The sequence below is a fragment of the Paenibacillus algorifonticola genome (assembly GCF_000971975.1).
GTDB classification, from domain to species: Bacteria; Bacillota; Bacilli; order Paenibacillales; family Paenibacillaceae; genus Pristimantibacillus; species Pristimantibacillus algorifonticola.
On the sequence record NZ_KQ040778.1, the window covers coordinates 233,545 to 253,675 of the forward strand.

The window sequence follows — 20,131 nt, forward strand, 5'->3', positions numbered from 1 at the left end:
TTCTGAGCTAAGGGGATAACGGCTCAAAGCGGGGGAGGCTGCAACCTTTTTGAAACAGGCATCGTTAATAGGAATAGAACGCGTTCAACAACTAAAGGAGATTGATTCTAATGAAGAAACGTATCGCAACCGCATCTATTTCTGCTGCCGTGGCTCTATCGGTAGCGCTGACAGGTCAGGCTTTCGCAGCAAGTTCATTTAAGGATATCGCAACCTCCCCGCAAAAGGCACAAATTGAGACGCTACAAGGGCTCGGCATCGTAAATGGCGTATCGCAATCGCTGTTCCAGCCGGAAGAAAACTTAACAAATGCACAAGGTATTTCGCTTATTGTGAAGACGACGCAAATTAGCCTTGCCGCCATTTCATTTAATAAAGGTCCAGAAGCTGAAGGCATTTTTGATCATGTGAAAAATAATGCCTGGTACGCGGACAGCTTCATCATTGCGCACTACAACGGACTCGACATTCCAGCCGACATTGATCCGAATGCGCCAATGACGCGCGAGCAGTTCACGCATTACCTCGTACAGGCTCTGGAGAAGACGGGCGAATATGCAACCGTCAAAATGTATGTCGTCATTTCGGATGAGGGTGACATTACGACTGAATATCAAGGCACCATTCAACGAGCTTTGCTGTACAAGCTTACTGCTTTGGATGAAAAAGGCGAATTCCACCCGCAGCAAATTTTAAACCGTGCTGAATCTACAGCAATGCTCTACAATGCGCATCAATTCATTAAAGAGCATAACGAACAGCTCGAAGAACAGTCTGGCGACCAGTCTCTAGAAGAGCAAGGGGTAAAGCCAGCACAGTAATAAACATTTAACAACAGCACAGGAATCTCCAACCCTACTGTAAGAAATGGGGGTTGGAGGTTTTTTTGCGTTTATGACTTGAAAACGCTGTCTTATTGATGGATTTTTCCGTTCAGGCCTAAACGCGTGCTTGTTTGCATATACAGGAAGATGCTAGACTAAAGTTATAGGGAATTTATCTGAATAACTCCGGCTTTTCAAACATAAAAAATCAACAGCAGCTTGCGTTGAAATCACGATGCATCTATTAGATAAAGGAAGGACGATCTCGAACCTGGAGGTGTACATTCATGAGCCTGATTCAAAAAGCGATTGATTACGCAGCGGTGCTGCATGGGAATCAAGTTCGCAAAGGGTCAAATATTCCTTATATTTCACATCCATTCGGTGTGGGTATGATATTAATGGAGGCTGGTTGCCAGGCGGAGTGGGTTGCAGCAGGCATTTTGCATGATACGCTCGAAGATACGGAGGCGACGGAGGAAGCGCTGCTGGAACGCTTTGGCCCGGAAGTGACGCGCATTGTCGTTGGCTGTACGGAGCCAGACAAATCCTTGTCTTGGGAAGAGCGCAAGCAATATAAGCTGGATTATTTGAAAAAGGCACCGCTCGACATCAAGACGGTAGCCTGCGCGGATAAGCTTCATAATATGGGCTCGACCCTTGCCGCTTATGAGCGGGAGGGCGAGAAGGTATGGGAACGCTTCAACCGCGGCAGGAAGCAGCAGGAATGGTATTACAAGGCGGTGGCGGACAGCCTCGGCCATGAAGGCAGCTTTCCGCTGCTGGACGTTTTAAAGCAAAAAATTGAAGCGATGTTTGGTCAAAGGGAAAGCGGGGACAGGTCATTATGACATTGATTAACCAACTGGTGAGCGGAGACGATTTTACCGGATTTTATTTGCTCAGAGAGCTTGAAGTGAAGCAGACGAACGGGGCAACGCCGAAAGATTATTTTGATATCGTATTATGCGATGCCAGCGGCCAGCTTTCCGCTAAATATTGGGATGTATCGAGTGCGGATAAAGAAACCTTTTTCCCGATGGGGCTGGTGAAAATCCAGGGCAACGCCCACACGTACCGGGAGAAGCTGCAAATAAAAATTTCGCGCATGCGCAAGGTTACGGAAGAGGATGGGGTAGCACTGACGGATTTCATCCGCTCGGCGCCGGTTCGTCCAGTCGATCTCGTGCATACGATTAAGCAGGTTACAGCCAGCATTGCCGATCAGGAAATTCGGACCATCGTCACGTATTGCGTGGATAAGGTCGAGGACAGACTGATGCATTATCCGGCAGCGAAAACGCACCATCATGCGTATTTCGCCGGACTTGCCTATCATATTGTGCGGATGCTGGAAATTGGCGCTTTTATTTGCAAGCAGCGTCCATTCCTGAATGCCGATTTAATCAAGGCCGGCATTGTGCTGCATGATATTGCCAAGCCCGAGGAAATGGTTGCCCAACTCGGCATCGTTTCCGAATACAGCCTGTCTGGCAAGCTGATGGGGCATATTTCGCTCGCATCCAACTGGATTACGGAAGCGGCTATTCGCTGTGATATTGATCTGGAATCGGAAAAGGTGCTCGGCTTGCAGCATTTGGTGCTTTCCCATCACAATTTGGGCGAATGGGGCAGTCCGGTGCAGCCTCAGACAGCAGAAGCGGTCGCGCTGCATCATATTGATGCAATGGATGCCAAGCTGCAAATGGTCGAGGATGCGCTAGATACGACGCCAGATACGGAACAGTGGACACCATTTATTCGCGGGCTTGAAAATAAGCCTATCTATCGGATGAAGCTGTAACTCCACTTAAACGAACAGGGAACAAACATATCTATAAAAATTTGAGGTGACAATAACGGGTACGCAGGCTCACGCTTGCCTGGCCCGTACAATACCAATGGCAGAAATCATACAAACGCCGATCAAGCAGTGCGCGTACTGTAACGAAGACAAGCCGCTTGGCGATTTTTTGCGCCGTACAGGCAGGCGCTCGGGTCCTGACTCGCGGCGCGGCGCCTGCCGCTCCTGCAGGAAAGAGCGGGCGAGCTCGCAGGCCGCGCCAGCAGCTGTTGTGGAGCCGCCAGTTGTACAAGCAGGCGCCGCAGATGAGTCTAGGCCGGAAGCGGCTGCTGCTGGCGTCCAGAAGAAGTCCCGCAGGAAACGCGGCGGGAGAAGAAGGCGGGCGAAGGCCGCAGCGGCAGTAGCCGCCGCAGCTGAGCAAGCGGCGAAGGAGACGGGCGGCAGGGAAGCGGCGAAAGCAAGCGCAGCAGCCCCGAAAGCAGGCGCCCAGCCACCGGGAATGGATTCAGCGGTGGCGGCAGTGGCGCAGGAGGCAGGCGCGGCGAGCAGGCCAGGCGCCGTTCGCAAGCCGGAGAAGAAGGCGCTGCGGGCGAAGACAGCTGCCCGCTCGCCGAAGCAGCGGCCTTTGCCGAAGCCGTCAAATCATTCGCCGACGGATCCTACGTATTTGCGTCCTTCCGGGCAAGGCACGGTATGGATGAGAGGCAAGACCGACAAGGGCAGGCAGTGGTATCAGGAAATTGAACTGGAGCTGGCCGTTATACTCGTTAACGAGCATGCAGCGGTTGTCGTGAATCGCAGGACCATTCGCAGGCTATTCAGCAATAAAGATTTTCGCAAATATATTTTAACGCGGGATAATTATACATGCTTCTTCTGCAAGCAGTATGGCGATACGATCGACCATATGCTTCCGCGCGCCAAGGGCGGTCATACGACACCGGACAACTGCGTCTGCGCTTGCCATGTATGCAACCAGTCGAAGGCAGACAAAAACCTTGAGGATTTTATGAGGGAAGTGTAGCTCCCGCAAACGAAAAGCAGCGGCAGTCACCATACACAATAAAAGCGCCAACATACGAGCGGGCAGCAAGTGCTGCGCGGTATGTTGGCGCTTATTTGTGTATGGAAGAGTTGGACGTGGAGCTGGCCTCTACAAGTTCAGTGCGTTGACAAGCTGGATCGAGGCATTATAGTAGCTTTCGTTCCAGCCATAGTTGTACATGCTGTCCTCGTAGCTCAGCATGCCAATTATAAAAAGTAGAAACAACAGCAAGCTGAGGAATAGACTAATGGCTCCGCAAATGAGGCCGGCAATAGCCATGCCGCGTCCTTGCTCTCGCGTTTTGGGAATTTGATTAAGCGAAACGATGCCCATTACGACAGCGACAATGCCTAACAGTACACCGATGAATGGAATGAAAGATGTAATGCCGCAAACGAGCGCGGCAATTGCAGCACCATTCGTCTTCTGCACAGGTGGCTGGAATGGCGCATTATTTTGATAGTTATGACCATTGTTATAGTCGTTCAAGGATGGTTCCTCCTAAGCTTGGAAATATGATGAAAATGCGAGTTTTCATTATTATACGTCTCTTTTTACCCGAAGGCTACACTTTACTTGGTAAAGAGCTGAACCATTGATCGGTGATAGACAGAGCGAGTATCCGATGAGGCTTGGATGCTCGCTTAATCCGGTTATTCTGGCACGATGTCTGCTCCCGCTTTTGCCTGTGCTTCCGTATTCATTCCTGTCGCCGTTACTGCCCCTTTCTCTCGTTCTGGCGTCGCCCCATATCTCGCTAGCGCAAGGGAGGATGCCTCTCGCATGCGGCGCTGCAAATAATCGCCTTGGGTCACCTTAATCCGCTTGCCGAGGAAGCGGATTTTCGACAATACATATTCGGCTTCATTGTTTAGGAACGTCAGCTTGATCGTATAAGATTTAAGCTGGTCATCGTAGGACACGGCCTTCTCAAAGCAGGAAAAAGCATACAAAATCCGCGACAGCTCCGCGTTGTACGTTTCCACAACCTGAATGACGGCGCTAGTGCTGCGCTTAGCGAGCAGTGCTTCGATGGAGGCGGTAAGCTGGATATAACGCTCGGGCTCGCAAGGCATATCCTGAATGGCGAGGATCGTTTGCAGCTTCGTGCTCATCAGTGACCTGTGGCGCTGATGGTACCAGAGCAAATACCATTCTTTTTTCACCATGGAATATTCCAGCTTATAGGGCACACCGGATTGGTGTTCGTGCTGTCTGCCGTTTTTGATCATATAGCTCAGCTTGATCTGGTTGCGATGCATAATCGAGCGTCTAAGCTGGCGCAGCAGCGGGTGGTACACTTGCAGCTCTTTGCTGGCGGCTTTCTGGATGAGCGGCCCGGCTGTCTCCATCAAGCTGTCCTGCTCAAGCAGGCTTTCGAGCTTTGCGAGTGTTCCGGGCGCAAAAGCCTGCACCGCTTCTGAATGCTGCAGCATCGCCTTGAGCCAGCTTCGTTCATTCCCCGTCACCATAAAGGTGCCGGAGTCTTCAAGGCGGGACATGAGCTGATAATTGAAAATTTTCTCAAACGGGTTCATAGTAGTCAGCAATCTCCTTCCATTCGTCAATCATCTCTTTGCGCAAATGGAGAGGCTCCAGCACTTCACAGCTTGATCCAAAGCTGCGCAGCCAAGGCCTGATTTCGAACGTGCCGTTTACTTCAATCTCATATAGGAAAGAATCCGCGCCATCCTCCTCGGTAATGCGTCCCCATTGGCCTTGCAGCTGCACGCGTTCCTTAATGAAGTTTTGCGGTGCTCCTACAGGATGGAAGAAGCGGGCACGCACGGTAACAGTTCTTCCCGTATCAATGAGCCAGCTTCGCGCCGTGCGCGCTTCGAGCTGCGCCAGATGCTGCTCAAATTGCTCCTGCGGCACTGCTTCACCCTCCTGAATTTGCGTCATGCCCTCCATCCTGTATTTCACAATGCCTTTGCCTGAGTGGAAGCCGAGCAAATACCAGCGTCCATACTGATGGTCGTATACGACTTTAATCGGTATGGCAACCTCTTCCTTGCCCGTTGTATCACGCTCGAACAAAGGGTTGGTGTTGCGGGAGGCATAGCTGGTTTCTTTTTTCGGCGAAAAATACAGAAATTTCACCTTGCGTCGCTCGCGAATGGCGGCCAGCAGGCTAAATAAATGGGCTTCATCCAGCAGGCGGGAGTAAAAGTGATATTTATATAAAAAAGCATCCAGCGTGACTGTGTCCTCCTGCGTGCGCTGCAAATGCTTTTTCAAGCTGTCGCGGAGCATATAGCCCTGCACGGAAGGAACATGCGTATTCGCCATGACGTCGGCAAAATCGTATAAATCCAGCAGTTCCTCCTCCGTCAGCTCCTGCACCAGCTCGTTTGCAAGCCGGTAGCGGTACGGACGAGGCCCCGGTTCTTTACGGATGACGCCGACCTCCTCCAAATATTTCAGATCGCTGCGCACCGTTTTCTCATCCGGGGGCGCCAGCTCAGCGGGCATATTGCCGCAGCAGGCGTCCATCAGCTCCATGGCGGTCAGTGTACGGCCGCTTTGCAGCGCCTCCAGCAGCAGCGAAATGCGCTTGCTTTCGGTTTCCTTCAGCGACTTGGCGCGAAACAGAAAGAGCAGCATATGATCGGCGGAATCAAAATAGCTATAACGAACCGTCTCTGCAAATTCCTTGCCCTGTTCCTCGGGAAGCTGCTGGTAGACGGCGTTTACAATTTCCTTGAGCTTTTTTATCGTTTTATCAAATGTATGAATGGAGATGCCGAGCCGGTCTGCGAATTGCTGCCGACTGTAGGCCCCGCTCGTTAAGACAAGCATGCGCAGAAACTGAATCTCTTTATCGAAGCTTTCTTTAGCCAACTGTGATCCCCTGCCTTCCGGCTTGCTCTCGTTATCTATTCTATTATTCTATGAAGGATTAGTAGGGTTGTAAAAAAAGACCATAGGCGTGAAAAATCGTTATATTTTTCCTGATCGTAATACTTTCGCCATGTTCGCGAGCTTGCTTTTAAGGCAAAATCAGATTTATCAAGGGCGGACGACGGAGCGCAAATGGCGCAGCAGCATGAAGGAGGAACAAGGATGAAAACAACAAATGAAAAGACAGAAGCTGAGGCAGCTGCTAAAGGTTTGGAGAAGACGATTCAGCTAAAAGGGAAAAATCACCGCGAGCTTGGTCTCGCCCACGGCAAGCTGCATGTGTTCGCGAATGACGAAGTATTCGCAATGCTTGAGCCCAATGCTTATACGATGGCTGACAACAATCTGCGCATTCCGCGTAATCAATATATGAGCTATACACCAGATGCACATATCGGAGTAGGAACATGCATCGGCACAACAGCAGTTTGGAATATGAAGGACGGCTTTATTTCGCCCTCGATTGTCGGCTCGGATATTGGCTGCGGGATGCGGGTGCACACAACGCCGCTGCATAAGCGCGATATTCAGGATAAAGAGGTGCGCCGAGCATTGATTAGTGCGATCGAAAAATACGTGCCAACCCATGAGCGGACGAATACGAATTATGAGGATATCGACATTATGAGCGTTGTGCAGCACGGGCTAAAAGGGCTCCCGGCCAAATATGTGCCGAATGAGCAATGGCTAACGCATGTCGAGCAGTCGGCCTTCGGCTTTGATCATAAAGCGCTGGAGCATTTGCCGCCGCGCATTAAACGCAGCGCCCACGGACAGCTTGGATCGCTCGGCAACGGGAACCATTTTATTGAGATTCAATATTTGGACATCAACGAGGAATACAGCGAATTGGCGGAAAAATGGGGCTTGTTCGATGGGCAGGTCGTCGTCATGATTCATTCCGGTTCGCGTGCATGGGGCGCAATGGTTGGTCGTGAACACAACAAAGTGATTAAAGAAGCAATGCACCAGTGGGGGATCAGCAATCCCGATCCGAATTTGGTCTATGCTCCGATTGCCAGCCATGAAGGGCAAATGTACCTCAACCTGATGTATTCGGCGCTGAATTTCGCCGTGAGCAATCGCCATATGATTGCGTTTGGCGTCCAGCAAGCGTTCAGGGATGTTTTTGGCCCTGAGATGGAACTGCCTGTGCTTTATGATCTGATGCATAATTACGCGCTGAAGGAGTTTCACCGCAAGCAGCCGATGCTTGTTCACCGGAAGGGCGCGACACGCGCGCTGCCGCCGAACCATTTTCTAAATACGCCTGCTTATAAGGAGACGGGGCATCCCGCCCTCATTCCAGGCTCGATGGGAACGGCATCCTATATTATGGTCGGCAAGGATGAGGGCTTAAAAAACTTCTATTCCATCTGCCATGGGGCGGGCCGCGCCAGATCGAGACGGGCGACAAAGCAGCTGGTCACCGTCGATCAATTCGAGCAATCGCTACGCGTCGGGAGCGACGATGAGATTTTGGTCAACCACCGCTCGCTGCAAGACATTCTCGATGAATGTCCGCAAGCCTACAAGGATGTGGATCAAATTATCGACAGTGTGGTTGGCGCATCGCTTGCCGCTGTCGTTGCCAAATGCCAGCCGATGGCTGCTATTAAAGGCACTTAACATTGCTATTTAAGATAACTTCAATAATAGATTGGGTTGCTAGCTTATGGCTTTGCCATGGCATGGATTTCAATATGATCCAGCAGTACGGGCGTACGCTGTGCGCTTGTGTGCTGCAAAGTGCATGAAGCTTGGGCCCCACCAGCTTTAGAATCGGGGTTCGAATCCCAACCGTTTTGATACGGAGCATTGGAGCAGCTGTAGCTATGCTATAGCACACATCAACTCCCTTCCAAGGAGCGAAAAATTAGGGGACTCTTGCAGCAGGAATGCTCATGCCGGCCTGTACGGCGGCGCTGCGGCACGGCTATGCAATCGGTGGATACCGAGCAGGGCAAGCGAGTATATTTTGCGGCCCGCAAAGCGAAGGATCGGCCGGTTGAAGTTGAACGGGACCGTTATGCTTCGCAGAGCACCGCGCAGATTGCTGCGCCTGACGATGCTCTTAAGCCTGATTCCGCTTTATCCGCAGGAAGCATTCCTGATTGTAAGAATCACAACTACTCAAATGACAAATCAAACCAACCATTTAACGTTTAACCAACCTGAATGAGGTGACTTTATATGACGACTAAACTCAAAAATCCATTGATTATACAAGACGACGAGCGTGCGCTGCTGTTCCGTAAAGGCGGCTATGTTAAGCTTTTGCAGCCAGGCAAATACCGCTTGTCCGCATGGCGCGAGGAAACGGTGATCGTGCTGAATGTGACGAAGCGCTTTCAAATTCCAGGCAAGGATGCCGAGCTGTTTCTGCATGATCAGGAGCTGCTTGCCCAGCTTACAATCGTTGAGGTACAGGATTATGAATATGTGCTGCACTATGTGGACGGCAAGTTTAGTGCCCTGCTGACGGCGGGCAAGCATATTTTCTGGAATGTGCTGAAAAAGCATACATTCGTTCATGCGGACATCCGCCAGCCTGAGATTGGCAAGGACATTAATCTCGCGATTATGTCGAAGCTGAATGGCTACTACCAGTGCGTGGAGGTAGCGAATTATGAGACAGCGGCGCTGTTTTACAACAATGTCATGCAGCGCGAGCTGGCGCCGGGCAAATATTATTTTTGGAATGGCCCTACGACGGTGCTCGTACGCAAGACGGATCTTCGCCAGCAGCAGCTCGATTTGACGGGACAGGAAATGATGACGGAGGATAAGGTGACGCTGCGGCTCAACTTTGTCTGCCAATACAAAATCATCGATCCACTTAAAGTGCTGATGATCAAATCGTTCGAGGATCAGGTGTATATTGCGCTGCAGCTGATTTTGCGGGAATATGTCGGTACGCTGCGCCTCGATGATTTGCTGAAGATGAAGCAGGAAATCGCCGCTTTCGTGCTATCACGCTTGAATGAGAAAGGCGATGATTACGGCGTCCAGTTTTTGTCCGCAGGCGTGAAGGATATTATTTTGCCGGGCGATATTAAGGACATTATGAACACCGTGCTCATTGCCGAGAAAAAAGCGCAAGCTAATCTCATCACCCGCCGCGAGGAGACGGCTTCGACCCGCAGCCTGCTGAACACAGCGAAGCTGATGGATGAGAATATGACGCTGTACCGCCTCAAGGAGCTTGAATTCATGGAAAAAATTTGCGAGAAAATCGGCACGATTTCGCTGTCCAGCGGCGGCAATATGCTGGAGCAGCTTAATTCGCTGCTGAGCGCAAAGCATGAATGATAGCTGGCGCTTGCTGGCTATCGGGGTATTTTTTTACTGAAAATGGGTTGACAAATGCTGGGGACGCAAGTAAGATGAACGAAATAACTTGAAGGGAGGCCGAAACAAATGTCCGTAAATATGATGATTATCCCACAAACCAATTTCATATCTATCGTCCATGCGAATCGGCCTCAGCGGAACCAACTGCTGTAAGTCGAAGAGTTATAGGCCAGCTGCGCGCTGTCTATACCGACTTGCAATAGCTCTATTCACTTAAGAAGCTATGGACGATGCTCGAATGTCTGTGGCTTCTTTTTTTGTTGCCAAAAAAACAAAGGAGGGCTTCGGATGAGCGATTATAAAGCTAAAATAGCAGCCGAGCTGCGCCAAATAGAAGTGGAGGAACGCGTGCGTATTGTGTATGCCTGCGAGTCAGGCAGCCGTGCATGGGGCTTCCCATCAAAGGACAGTGATTACGATGTAAGATTTATTTATGTACGGGAGACAGATTGGTATTTATCGATTTTTGAGCAGCGCGATGTGATCGAACGCCCGATCAGCGACATGCTCGATATTAACGGCTGGGATTTGAAAAAGGCGCTAAATTTATTCCGTAAATCGAACCCGCCGCTGCTGGAATGGCTGCAATCGCCGATCAACTATTTAGAGGAAACGACGGTAGCGGAGCAAATTCGCAAGCTGCTCCCGGCGAGCTTCTCGCCACGTTCCAGCATCTTTCATTACCTGCATATGGCGAAAGGAAACTTTCGCGAGTATTTGCAGGGCGACCAAGTGAAAATTAAAAAATATTTCTACGTGCTGCGCCCAGTGCTCGCCTGCCAGTGGGTTGAAGAGCGTGGCACTGTGCCGCCTCTGTCATTTGAGGAGCTGGTGCATGAACTTCTGCCGGAATCGTTGCTTAAGCATGAGGTGCTGACGCTGCTTGATCGCAAGAAAGCGGGCATTGAGCTGGATTTAGAGCCGAAAATCAGCGTTATTAACGATTTTCTAGCTAGGCGCATCGCCTATTATGAGGAAGTGGCAAAGCAAGCGCCAGCTTCGGGGCAGAAGCAGGATCAAGCGCTGGATGAACTATTTCGCTCGGCACTTCGGGAAGTATGGGGGCCGGGCGCGGTATAGGGCAGCAGGTAAGGCGGCAGGGCGCAGCCGCAGCATAAGAAACGAGGAAATTTAGATTATGTTACAAAACTATTATCAACAAGTGAAGCTGCCATCGGGGCAGGTGCATGTATATGCGGGGCCAGAGCTGTTCGCTGCGCTGGATTATAAAGTTTTTGAGCTTGCAAACAACAATTTGCAAATACCGAATCAAGTTTATATGGGTTACACGCCTGACGTTCATGTTGGTGTAGGTACGTGCATTGGAACGACCGCGGTATGGAATGTGGAGGACGGCTACGTCTCGCCTTCGATTGTCGGCAGCGATATTGGCTGCGGCATGCGGGTTCATTTGACCAATTTGCACAAGGATGAATTGAAGGATGTGAAGCTGCGCCGCAAGCTGGTGAAGGCAATTGAGAAATATTTGCCGATGGAAGAGCATGGGCGGGGCCATTTTTCAGATATTCGCTTAGAGCATGTTGTGAAAAAAGGATTGCATGGCTTGCCGAAAAAATATATTCCGGACGCCTATACACCGCGCAAAGCGACTTCGCTGACGCATGTGGAAAGCAGCAAATTTTATGTGGAGGGCGGTGCGCTGGGCTTGTTCCCAGAACGGGTATGGCATCGCTCGCATAGGCAGCTGGGAACGCTCGGCGGCGGCAATCATTTTGCTGAAATTCAGGCGATTGAAATTCCTGAGGAAAACCGCGAAATCGCGGAAGCATGGGGCTTGACCGACGGTCAGGTCGTCATCATGATTCATTCCGGCTCGCGTGCATGGGGCGGCTCGGTGAGCCAATATTGCAGCAGCAATATGACTAAAATGATGAAAGCCGAAGGGCTTGGCACTGCCGATCCAAAGCTGGTGTTCGCACCGCTTGCGCATGAGCTTGGCAAAGATTATGTTGAGCTGATGTATTCCGCCCTCAACTATGCGGTCGTCAACCGCCATTTGATCGCTTATGCGATTCGCGAAGCGGGCAAGGATGTTTTTGGCAGCAAATTTGAAATGTCGACGCTTTATGATCTCATGCACAATTACGCGTGGGAGGAAGAGCATGACGGGCATTCGTATTTCGTTCATCGCAAAGGGGCGACAAGAGCGCTCCCTGCGCAGCATCCGGATAATCCTGAGCCTTACAAGGAAACCGGGCATCCGGCGCTTATTCCTGGCTCGATGGGCTCCTCCTCCTACATTATGGTGGGCAAGCCGGGAGGCCGCGACAATTATCATTCCATCTGCCATGGCGCTGGACGCATCCGCTCGCGGAGTGCAAGCAAACGGCTCATTACAGTTGAAGAGTTTGCTGCATCGATGCGGGTAGGGATGGAGGACGAAATTGTTCTCAACCAGCGCTCGCTGGAGTCGATGGTCGATGAGTCGCCGCAGGCGTACAAGGATGTTGATCAAATTATTGAGAGCGTCGTTGGCGCTGGACTGGCCGAGGTTGTGGCCAAATGCAAGCCGCTGGCAACGGTTAAGGGGGCTTAAGCGATGTTAACGGATAAACGGGAAAAAAGCCTCAGCAAGATGATGACCAAAATTTTGCGGCATGCGCCCGAAAAGTTTGGCATCCTGCTCGATGAAGCCGACGGCTCCTGCTTGCTTAGCGAGCTGCTGGCTGCCATTAACCGGCAGCCGGATTGGAGCAGCATAACGGAAGCGCATATTCGTTATGTTGTGGAGCGCTCTTCGAAGCAGCGCTTTGAGCTTGCAGACGGGCGCATTCGCGCCCGTTATGGGCATAGCGTGCAAAAGGTGAGCTATCCGGCTGCGGTGCCGCCTGAAGTATTGTATCATGGCACGAATGAAGCGGTAGTGGCGGCGATTTTGCGCGAAGGCATTCAAGCGATGGGCCGCCAGTATTGCCATCTGTCGGAGGGGCTGGATTTTGCAGCCCTCGCGGGCAGCCGCAAGGGCAAGCTCGTGATTTTGGAAGTGGATACGCAGCTCGCTGCAGAGCATGGCGTTATTTTTTATTATGCAGGCAATGAGGTTTGGCTTGCAGAGGAGATTCCGGCGGCATGCTGTCGGATATATGATTTGCCGATGGATACGGAGAAATCTTAGGCAAAAGAGTTACAATTTTAGCAGAGGTAATCGTAGCCGTTTTTTGGTGCGAATGTGAAGCTCACATGAAATCCCTAGGGGATTCGCACCTCAGAAAATGTCGATTGATGTCGTTTTTGAGGGAGTGTTTAAAAAGTCAACATTTTAATCATATGAGCTTAGCATTGTTTTTCTTGAAAAGATTATGAATTGATGCCATGATGGGATCAATTGTATGTATTTTCGCTGTCGCACTCCGTATGGAGTGTGTGGATTGAAACCAATCTTTTGTCGCCAGCATCTCATATTCCCTGCAAGTCGCACTCCGTATGGAGTGTGTGGATTGAAACTTGTCACCCGTCTCATTAAGTAGATCAATGACCAGTCGCACTCCGTATGGAGTGTGTGGATTGAAACTTGGCCTACAACGTCAAAGTATTAGGCGAAGGTGTCGCACTCCGTATGGAGTGTGTGGATTGAAACATCGGGGTTTCGTAACCAGCTCAAAATCTGGTAAAGTCGCACTCCGTATGGAGTGTGTGGATTGAAACAACGAGGTATGCATGGAATTGGATATGCTCAAGCGTCGCACTCCGTATGGAGTGCGTGGATTGAAACTTGAAAACTCAGATTTGAATTCTCAGGATTTTTTTGTCGCACTCCGTATAGAGTGCGTGGATTGAAACCGCCGTCTACCAGCTCGATATGAGGCTCTTTTGCGTCGCACTCCGTATGGAGTGCGTGGATTGAAACCACTTCCGTACAAGCGCCGAGCTAATCCCCAGCTGTCGCACTCCGTATGGAGTGCGTGGATTGAAACACCTCGCTCTCAGGTAATCTACATCATAAATTGCGTCGCACTCCGTATGGAGTGCGTGGATTGAAACAAGCTGCGTTAGCTTGCCATCTGCGTCTTTCAGGTCGCACTCCGTATGGAGTGCGTGGATTGAAACTTTAACAACCTGCCTACAAGGTCATCCTCATGCCAGTCGCACTCCGTATGGAGTGCGTGGATTGAAACTGTAAATTGGCGTTGGAGTTACAGGCATGAATGGTCGCACTCCGTATGGAGTGCGTGGATTGAAACAATGTTTTTTTAAATGCATCATGTCGGTTTTTGAGTCGCACTCCGTATGGAGTGCATGGATTGAAACGTTATATCAAAGGCGCAGTTCTTCCATCCAGACACAACCCGTCTTTCGTACCTGCACGGAACAGTATGATGATAGGCTAAAATCGTGAAGGCCGCAAGCGATGCTTGCGGCTTTTTCGGCGTGACTGGACCATTTATGGACAGATGGGGCAAGTTTTCATTTTGTGATGACGAATGGATTGAAACGTAGTTTGCGTTGTGTGAAAATAGAGGGTAATGACCGTCTTTGCTTGTCAATGAAAGAGATCGTGATTCGGTGCTTAAACGAGAAAAGAGGTAAACTCGTTACTATATAGTAGGAGTGAAAGTGATGCAGCAGGAAAGCAAAACAGCTGTAGGTACCGGCAGGAGGCAGCTTATCGCCGTTCTGCTCCAAGGCGGGCAATATGAGCTTGATTGGCAGGAGGAGACCTTGCAGTCCGATTCGGAATTCAGCGGGCAAGCCCTTCAAGATGAGCTGTACAAGCTGTTTCGTGAAAATCCGGACGAATTTCTGCTAGACCTGGCTTTAAAACGGCAGAAGGAGACGTTGTCGGAGTCGCTCAGATTTTTGCAGCGTATGGGGACCGCATTCGTGAGAGGAATGGCGCGCCATCCTGAATTGGAAGGGCAGCGCGATGCGGTTGTCCTTCCGCTGGAGAAAGAGGATGTACAGGAATGGCTGGCAGCTGCCCCGTATCTGATTGGATCGCCATTTTTGGACAAAAACTGGATAGAGGAGCTTTGGGGTGGCCTGCATCGCGCTTTTGCAGCTCGTGTAAATCGGCATAGCGGCAGCATGGCGCAATGGTTTGTGGATAGCGGGTCTGCTTTCCAGCCAGCAGGGCGTGTCTACTTCCACCTCGTAGAGAGCAAGGAAGGGAGTGAGTTTCCCTTTTCTTTCTTGTCCACTTATGCGGCAGAGGAGCAGGAAGCGGGCAAAACAAGACATTTGCCGCTCAAGCAGGCGCTGGTGGAATATGGTGAGAACAGCGGCAAGCTGCTGGAACTGCTTTCAACGGTACACCGTGCGGCAGCGCAAAGTGAGCTAATTAGCGAACTGGTGGAGTCCGGCGATCTTTTTTATCCAATTGGATTGACTTCTGAAGAAGCGTATGATTTTCTGCGTGAGGTAGCGCTATATGAGGACGCAGGCGTGTTGTGCCGAATTCCCAAATGGTGGCGCAGCAAAGCCCATTCGCTTAAGCTAAATGTCAGCGTTGGAGAAAAGCAGCCATCACGTTTAGGTGCAGACGCATTGCTGAGTTTTAATGCTGAGCTTTGGCTGGGAGATGAAGGGATTTCTGCGGAACAGCTGCGGCAATTGCTTACCGAGCAGGAAGGGCTGGCACTCATCAAGGGCAAATGGGTGGAGGTTAATCATAAGCGCTTGCAGCAGGCGCTGGATGCTTACGAACGGGCAGAGAAAACCGCTGGTGGTTCGGGCTTAAGCATCATTGAGGCGATGAAGCTTCATATGAATGCGGAACGCGTCTTGCAAGTGGATTCGGACAAGGTCGAGATCGAGGTTACGAACGGGCAATGGCTGGAAACGGTTATGGATCGCTTGCAACAGCCCGGCAGCATTGAAGCTCTTGGCGGTGCCGGGGAGGATTTTCAGGCAAGTCTGCGCGCTTATCAGGAGCGGGGCGTAAGCTGGCTGCATATGATGAAGACGCTGGGGCTGGGTGCTTGTCTGGCGGACGATATGGGTCTGGGCAAAACGATACAAATTATTGCGCTGCTTAACTACATTCGAAGTGTGCGGCAGGAGCGAGCCTTGCTCGTCGTTCCGGCTTCACTGATCGGCAATTGGATGAGGGAGATGGGAAAGTTTGCTCCTTCTCTGAATTACTACGTATGCCATCCGTCAGAAAATAAATACATTCAACAAGCTGATGCGCTTGGAGAGGGGATTCAGCTCGTACTTACAACCTACGGCATGCTTGCCAAGCATGAGTGGCTGAGTGCGCAAGCGTGGGACATGCTCATTCTCGATGAAGCTCAAGCCATCAAAAATCCGGGCACTAAGCAGACGAAGCTGGTCAAACAAATCAAAGCCTCCTATCGCATCGCGATGACAGGTACGCCGATAGAGAACAGGCTGGGCGATCTATGGTCGCTGTTTGATTTTCTCAATAAAGGGCTGCTCGGAACGGTAAAGGAATTCGGCGCATTCACGCGTGGACTACGCGATTCCAGCGAGGGCTATGGCAGATTGCGGCAGACGGTGAGTCCATTTATTTTGCGTCGGTTAAAGACGGATCGTACGATCATTACCGACTTGCCTGACAAAATCGAGATGAAAACGTATGCGGTGCTTACGAAAAAGCAAATCGTGCTGTATAACAAGCTAGTCAAGGAATTGCAGGAGAAGCTTATGGCTTCGGAAGGGGGCATTCAGCGCAAAGGGCTGGTGCTTGCGGCGTTAATGAAATTCAAACAAATTTGCAATCACCCTGATCAATATTTGGGGCAGCAGGTGTATGCGGAGCCGGATAGCGGCAAGTTTGCACGGCTGCGCGAAATATGCGAGACGATCTATGAGAAGCGGGAACGCGTGCTTATTTTTACCCAGTTTAAGGAAGTGACGGAAGCGTTGCAGGCTTTTCTAGAGCAGATTTTTCAGCATAAGGGGCTTGTCTTGCATGGCGAAACGCCAATTGGGAAGCGACAAGAGCTGGTGGAGGCTTTTCAGGGCAAGGAGTATGTGCCGTTTATGGTGCTTTCTATTAAAGCTGGTGGAGTTGGGCTGAATTTGACGGCGGCGAATCATGTGGTTCATTTCGACAGATGGTGGAATCCGGCGGTGGAAAATCAGGCGACAGACCGGGCTTTTCGGATTGGTCAGCAGAACAATGTGATCGTCCATAAATTCATTACACAAGGAACGATTGAGGAGAAAATCGATCAAATCATCGAGGACAAGGTGCGTCTTTCACAGGAAATCGTGCCAGATATTCAGGAGGGCTGGATAACGGAAATGGACAATGACCAACTGTTGAATTTGATGAAGCTGACGGAATAGAGCTTTAGGAGTTGATGGAAAATGGCATTTTATAATGGCTTCCCTGAATATGTGTCAGTTGCAGAGAGGAAGCGCAGGGCAGCGGCGGCAGCAGAAAAATTGCAGCAGAAAAATGCTAAAGTATGGCCGGTTGTCATAACGGGACGTACCGTTGCGGCAACCTGGTGGGGCAAGGCGTGGTGTGCAAATCTGGAGAGCTATGCGGATTACAGCAATCGGATTGATCGTGGGCGCAGCTATGTGAGGCACGGTGCGGTACTCGATTTGCAAATGGCTGGCGGCAAGGTAGAGGCGCTTGTTCAGGGCAGTTCGACTAAGCCATATAAGGTAGAGATTACAGTGGGTCCGTTGCCTGGTTCGGTATGGAAGCAGATCGTCAAGGAGTGTGCGGGCAAAATAAGCTCGCTGCAGGAACTCGTAGGGGGCAAGTTTCCGGCAGGGCTGTCTGAGTTGTTCACAACCAAGGGCACAGGCTTATTTCCATCGCCCAAAGATATTCACTTCCGTTGTAGCTGCCCGGATTATGCGGTGATGTGCAAGCATGTAGCGGCTGTGCTGTATGGCATCGGTGCCCGATTCGATCATGATTCGGCGTTGTTCTTCCAGCTTCGCAATGTGAAGATGGACGAGCTTATTTCAGCATCGCTTGCTGCGCAGTCTCAAGAGATGCTTGGCAAGGGAGGTCGCCGCAGTCGGAGAGTCGTGGATGACGGTGACCTGGGGAGCAAGTTTGGAATTGAGCTGGATATGGGGGCTGAAGAGGGAACTTCTGCTGCTAAAGGAATCGGGAAACAGGCTGACAGGAACATGGCTGCAACGGGTCGTAGTATAGGCGGAGCAAAGACGGATACTGAGACGAGCGCTTCAAAGGCTGAACCGACCGCAGGGAGCGAGGGAACGAAGCCGCGCCGGGGAAGGCCGCCGAAAAACAAGGCAGTTGCTGAGGCAGTTCAGGTAGCAACAGACGCTGTCCCGAGCAAGAGTCGCAGACGTTTGTAGAGGGGGCTGGTCATGTGGCTGCTTGCTGCGCGGCTTGGAAAAAGGGATGCTTCCCGAAGTTCGCTTCTGGTGCGAATGTGAAGCTCCCATGAAATCCCTAGGGGATTCGCACCTCAGAAAATGTCGATATGTGTCGGATTTTAGAAATTCTTTAAAAAGTCAAGGTTTTAATCATATACGCTTAGCATTATTTTTCTTGAAAAGATTATGAATTAATGCCAAGATGGTATCAATTGTATGTAATTTCACGGTCGCACTCCGTATGGAGTGCGTGGATTGAAACTTTGATCTGAATTTGAGTCTCTTCAAGCTGCCTCGTCGCACTCCGTATGGAGTGCGTGGATTGAAACACAAAACTGAAATAGGATGGTTGGTTATGAGAATGTCGCACTCCGTATGGAGTGCGTGGATTGAAACCAAAAATCAAAAAGAAATTCCCGACTTTTTAGGTCGTCGCACTCCGTATGGAGTGCGTGGATTGAAACGCGTCACCAGCTGTACCAGTTAATCCAGTTGGAGGTCGCACTCCGTATGGAGTGCGTGGATTGAAACGAAAGCATTGAATCGTACAGCGGGTGAGCGTATCCCGTCGCACTCCGTATGGAGTGCGTGGATTGAAACAGGCGATAAGAGACCAACATTAATAATAGATTCAGTCGCACTCCGTATGGAGTGCGTGGATTGAAACAGTCCATTTTGGTTTTTGCACCCCCCCTGTTAGTAGTCGCACTCCGTATGGAGTGCGTGGATTGAAACCGGTATTCGTCGTAATTGGCTGCTTCCACTCTGAGTCGCACTCCGTATGGAGTGCGTGGATTGAAACACCAGAATCGGTAATTTTGGAGTCGGTGTTAGAGGGTCGCACTCCGTATGGAGTGCGTGGATTGAAACAGCCCCCGCTTGGCCTGTGACTTGTTGCACCGTCGGTCGCACTCCGTATGGAGTGCGTGGATTGAAACAATAAAAACAAATAGACCGCCCTCGGTCAAGGAGTCGCACTCCGTATGGAGTGCGTGGATTGAAACTGCTTCTTAATGCGGCGCAAGAAATCCTCGACAATGTCGCACTCCGTATGGAGTGCGTGGATTGAAACTGTAAATGGCCATATAACGTCTGAATACCATTACCGTCGCACTCCATACGGAGTACGTGGATTGAAACTTTACGACGCTGCTGGGCATGCTTGTCTTTTGCAGTCGCAGTCATGAGAACAGTCTCAAAATAAAAGAGTCTATCTATCTGGTAGGCTCTTTTAGACATTGGCTAATACCGTTTTTCAAGTGTCTCTGCTCACCGCTATCAATGTATATCAACTGAGCTGCCAAGATCATTTATAAGACCCAAGTCTCTTAAGATTCATAGATACTTGTTCTGACAACGCATCGTTAACCACTTCGTATGGAAAGGCGGGTTCCCTTTGTTTAAGATAACGGTTAGTCAATCCGAAAGGCATTTATTTTCATCCGGATGGATTGAGGGATTCGATTATCTTTTTCATGCTAATGGCGATTCAGATGGGGTTGCAACCTGTTTGCTGAATTTCTCGGATATCTATGCACCAGAAAATGTCTCAGTAAAAAAGAAGGCCCCAATCGAAATTAGCTACGAATGTGGCGACTTGAGCTTTGGGATGTTTGAACTGCTGGCAAATCAACCGCTTCAGATAAAGCAAGGCGCAAGCAAATGGTTTTCTGCCAACTTTTTGGTTTATCAAGAAGTAGACTCCCTGCAAATGTGGATATTAAAGACGTGGTCGGAGGGCTGCTCAGATATAAGCTGGAGAAATTTCCCTTCAGCAAGGCAAAAGTTGTCATGGTTGAGCGCTTGCTCGTCATAGCATGGCATGGCTCTATCCTCCATTCTGATGCAATTAATCCACCTGATCATGTGATTTTGGATATTTCCGGACTGGACTCGCAGGAAAGC

The 20,131-nt window shown here is 50.4% G+C and carries 16 protein-coding genes and 2 CRISPR repeat arrays; of the genes, 13 read left to right on the top strand and 3 right to left on the bottom strand.

Translation table 11 applies throughout. The features are described from left to right. Positions 1 to 110 precede the first annotated feature (110 nt). From WH37_RS01050 to WH37_RS36180, 4 genes are all read left to right on the top strand, one after another. Positions 111 to 821, top strand: coding sequence for an S-layer homology domain-containing protein (locus WH37_RS01050; protein WP_046228702.1), 711 nt, complete (start codon positions 111 to 113; stop codon positions 819 to 821). Between the two features lie 290 nt (positions 822 to 1,111). After that, positions 1,112 to 1,675 carry an HD domain-containing protein gene (locus WH37_RS01055; RefSeq protein ID WP_046228703.1) on the top strand — a complete coding sequence of 188 codons (564 nt, stop codon included), beginning with the start codon at positions 1,112 to 1,114 and terminating at the stop codon, positions 1,673 to 1,675. After that, entirely contained in the window at positions 1,672 to 2,628 is a 957-nt protein-coding gene (locus WH37_RS01060; protein WP_046228704.1) for a 3'-5' exoribonuclease YhaM family protein, read from the top strand. Before WH37_RS01055 ends, WH37_RS01060 begins: the two co-directional genes overlap by 4 nt. Before the next feature lie 97 nt (positions 2,629 to 2,725). Further along, positions 2,726 to 3,652: an HNH endonuclease gene (locus tag WH37_RS36180; protein WP_046228705.1), complete on the top strand. Its 927-nt coding sequence runs from the start codon at positions 2,726 to 2,728 to the stop codon at positions 3,650 to 3,652. Positions 3,653 to 3,781: 129 nt separating this feature from the next. Here WH37_RS36180 and WH37_RS01070 read toward each other — a convergent pair whose 3' ends face one another. From WH37_RS01070 to WH37_RS01080, 3 genes are all read right to left on the bottom strand, one after another. Next, positions 3,782 to 4,162, bottom strand: coding sequence for a DUF4190 domain-containing protein (locus WH37_RS01070; protein ID WP_046228706.1), 381 nt, complete (start codon positions 4,160 to 4,162; stop codon positions 3,782 to 3,784). 164 nt (positions 4,163 to 4,326) lie between these two features. Next, entirely contained in the window at positions 4,327 to 5,211 is an 885-nt protein-coding gene (locus WH37_RS01075; RefSeq protein WP_063837987.1) for a WYL domain-containing protein, read from the bottom strand. Further along, positions 5,198 to 6,517 (bottom strand): WYL domain-containing protein, encoded by a 1,320-nt coding sequence (locus WH37_RS01080; protein ID WP_046228707.1) that lies wholly within the window; start codon positions 6,515 to 6,517, stop codon positions 5,198 to 5,200. The genes WH37_RS01075 and WH37_RS01080 overlap by 14 nt, the downstream gene beginning before the upstream one ends. A 222-nt stretch (positions 6,518 to 6,739) precedes the next feature. Here WH37_RS01080 and WH37_RS01085 point away from each other — a divergent pair, with 222 nt between their 5' ends. From WH37_RS01085 to WH37_RS35245, 9 genes are all read left to right on the top strand, one after another. Further along, the gene (locus WH37_RS01085) at positions 6,740 to 8,206 is read left to right on the top strand and encodes an RtcB family protein (RefSeq protein WP_046228708.1); all 1,467 of its coding nucleotides are present in this window, start codon (positions 6,740 to 6,742) and stop codon (positions 8,204 to 8,206) included. A 258-nt stretch (positions 8,207 to 8,464) separates the two neighbouring features. Then, positions 8,465 to 8,746 (top strand): hypothetical protein, encoded by a 282-nt coding sequence (locus tag WH37_RS01090; RefSeq protein WP_046228709.1) that lies wholly within the window; start codon positions 8,465 to 8,467, stop codon positions 8,744 to 8,746. A gap of 24 nt (positions 8,747 to 8,770) precedes the next feature. Further along, positions 8,771 to 9,889, top strand: coding sequence for a slipin family protein (locus WH37_RS01095; protein ID WP_046228710.1), 1,119 nt, complete (start codon positions 8,771 to 8,773; stop codon positions 9,887 to 9,889). Positions 9,890 to 10,219: 330 nt separating this feature from the next. Beyond that, a complete protein-coding gene (locus WH37_RS01100; RefSeq protein ID WP_046228711.1) occupies positions 10,220 to 11,011 on the top strand; it encodes a nucleotidyltransferase domain-containing protein in 792 nt (263 codons plus the stop codon). Positions 11,012 to 11,069: 58 nt separating this feature from the next. Next, the gene (locus WH37_RS01105) at positions 11,070 to 12,488 is read left to right on the top strand and encodes an RtcB family protein (protein ID WP_046228712.1); all 1,419 of its coding nucleotides are present in this window, start codon (positions 11,070 to 11,072) and stop codon (positions 12,486 to 12,488) included. Positions 12,489 to 12,491: 3 nt separating this feature from the next. Next, positions 12,492 to 13,067: an RNA 2'-phosphotransferase gene (locus WH37_RS01110; protein WP_046228713.1), complete on the top strand. Its 576-nt coding sequence runs from the start codon at positions 12,492 to 12,494 to the stop codon at positions 13,065 to 13,067. 227 nt (positions 13,068 to 13,294) lie between these two features. Then, a CRISPR array of direct repeats spans positions 13,295 to 14,200; the repeat unit is 33 nt; unit sequence GTCGCACTCCGTATGGAGTGCGTGGATTGAAAC. 309 nt (positions 14,201 to 14,509) lie between these two features. Continuing rightward, positions 14,510 to 17,206 carry a DEAD/DEAH box helicase gene (locus WH37_RS01115; protein WP_046228714.1) on the top strand — a complete coding sequence of 899 codons (2,697 nt, stop codon included), beginning with the start codon at positions 14,510 to 14,512 and terminating at the stop codon, positions 17,204 to 17,206. Positions 17,207 to 17,227: 21 nt separating this feature from the next. Further along, a complete protein-coding gene (locus tag WH37_RS01120; protein ID WP_063837988.1) occupies positions 17,228 to 18,205 on the top strand; it encodes an SWIM zinc finger family protein in 978 nt (325 codons plus the stop codon). A 250-nt stretch (positions 18,206 to 18,455) separates the two neighbouring features. Then, positions 18,456 to 19,366: a CRISPR direct-repeat array (repeat unit 33 nt; unit sequence GTCGCACTCCGTATGGAGTGCGTGGATTGAAAC). Positions 19,367 to 19,622: 256 nt separating this feature from the next. Then, the gene (locus WH37_RS35245; RefSeq protein WP_143088451.1) at positions 19,623 to 20,042 is read left to right on the top strand and encodes a hypothetical protein; all 420 of its coding nucleotides are present in this window, start codon (positions 19,623 to 19,625) and stop codon (positions 20,040 to 20,042) included. Positions 20,043 to 20,131 lie beyond the last annotated feature (89 nt).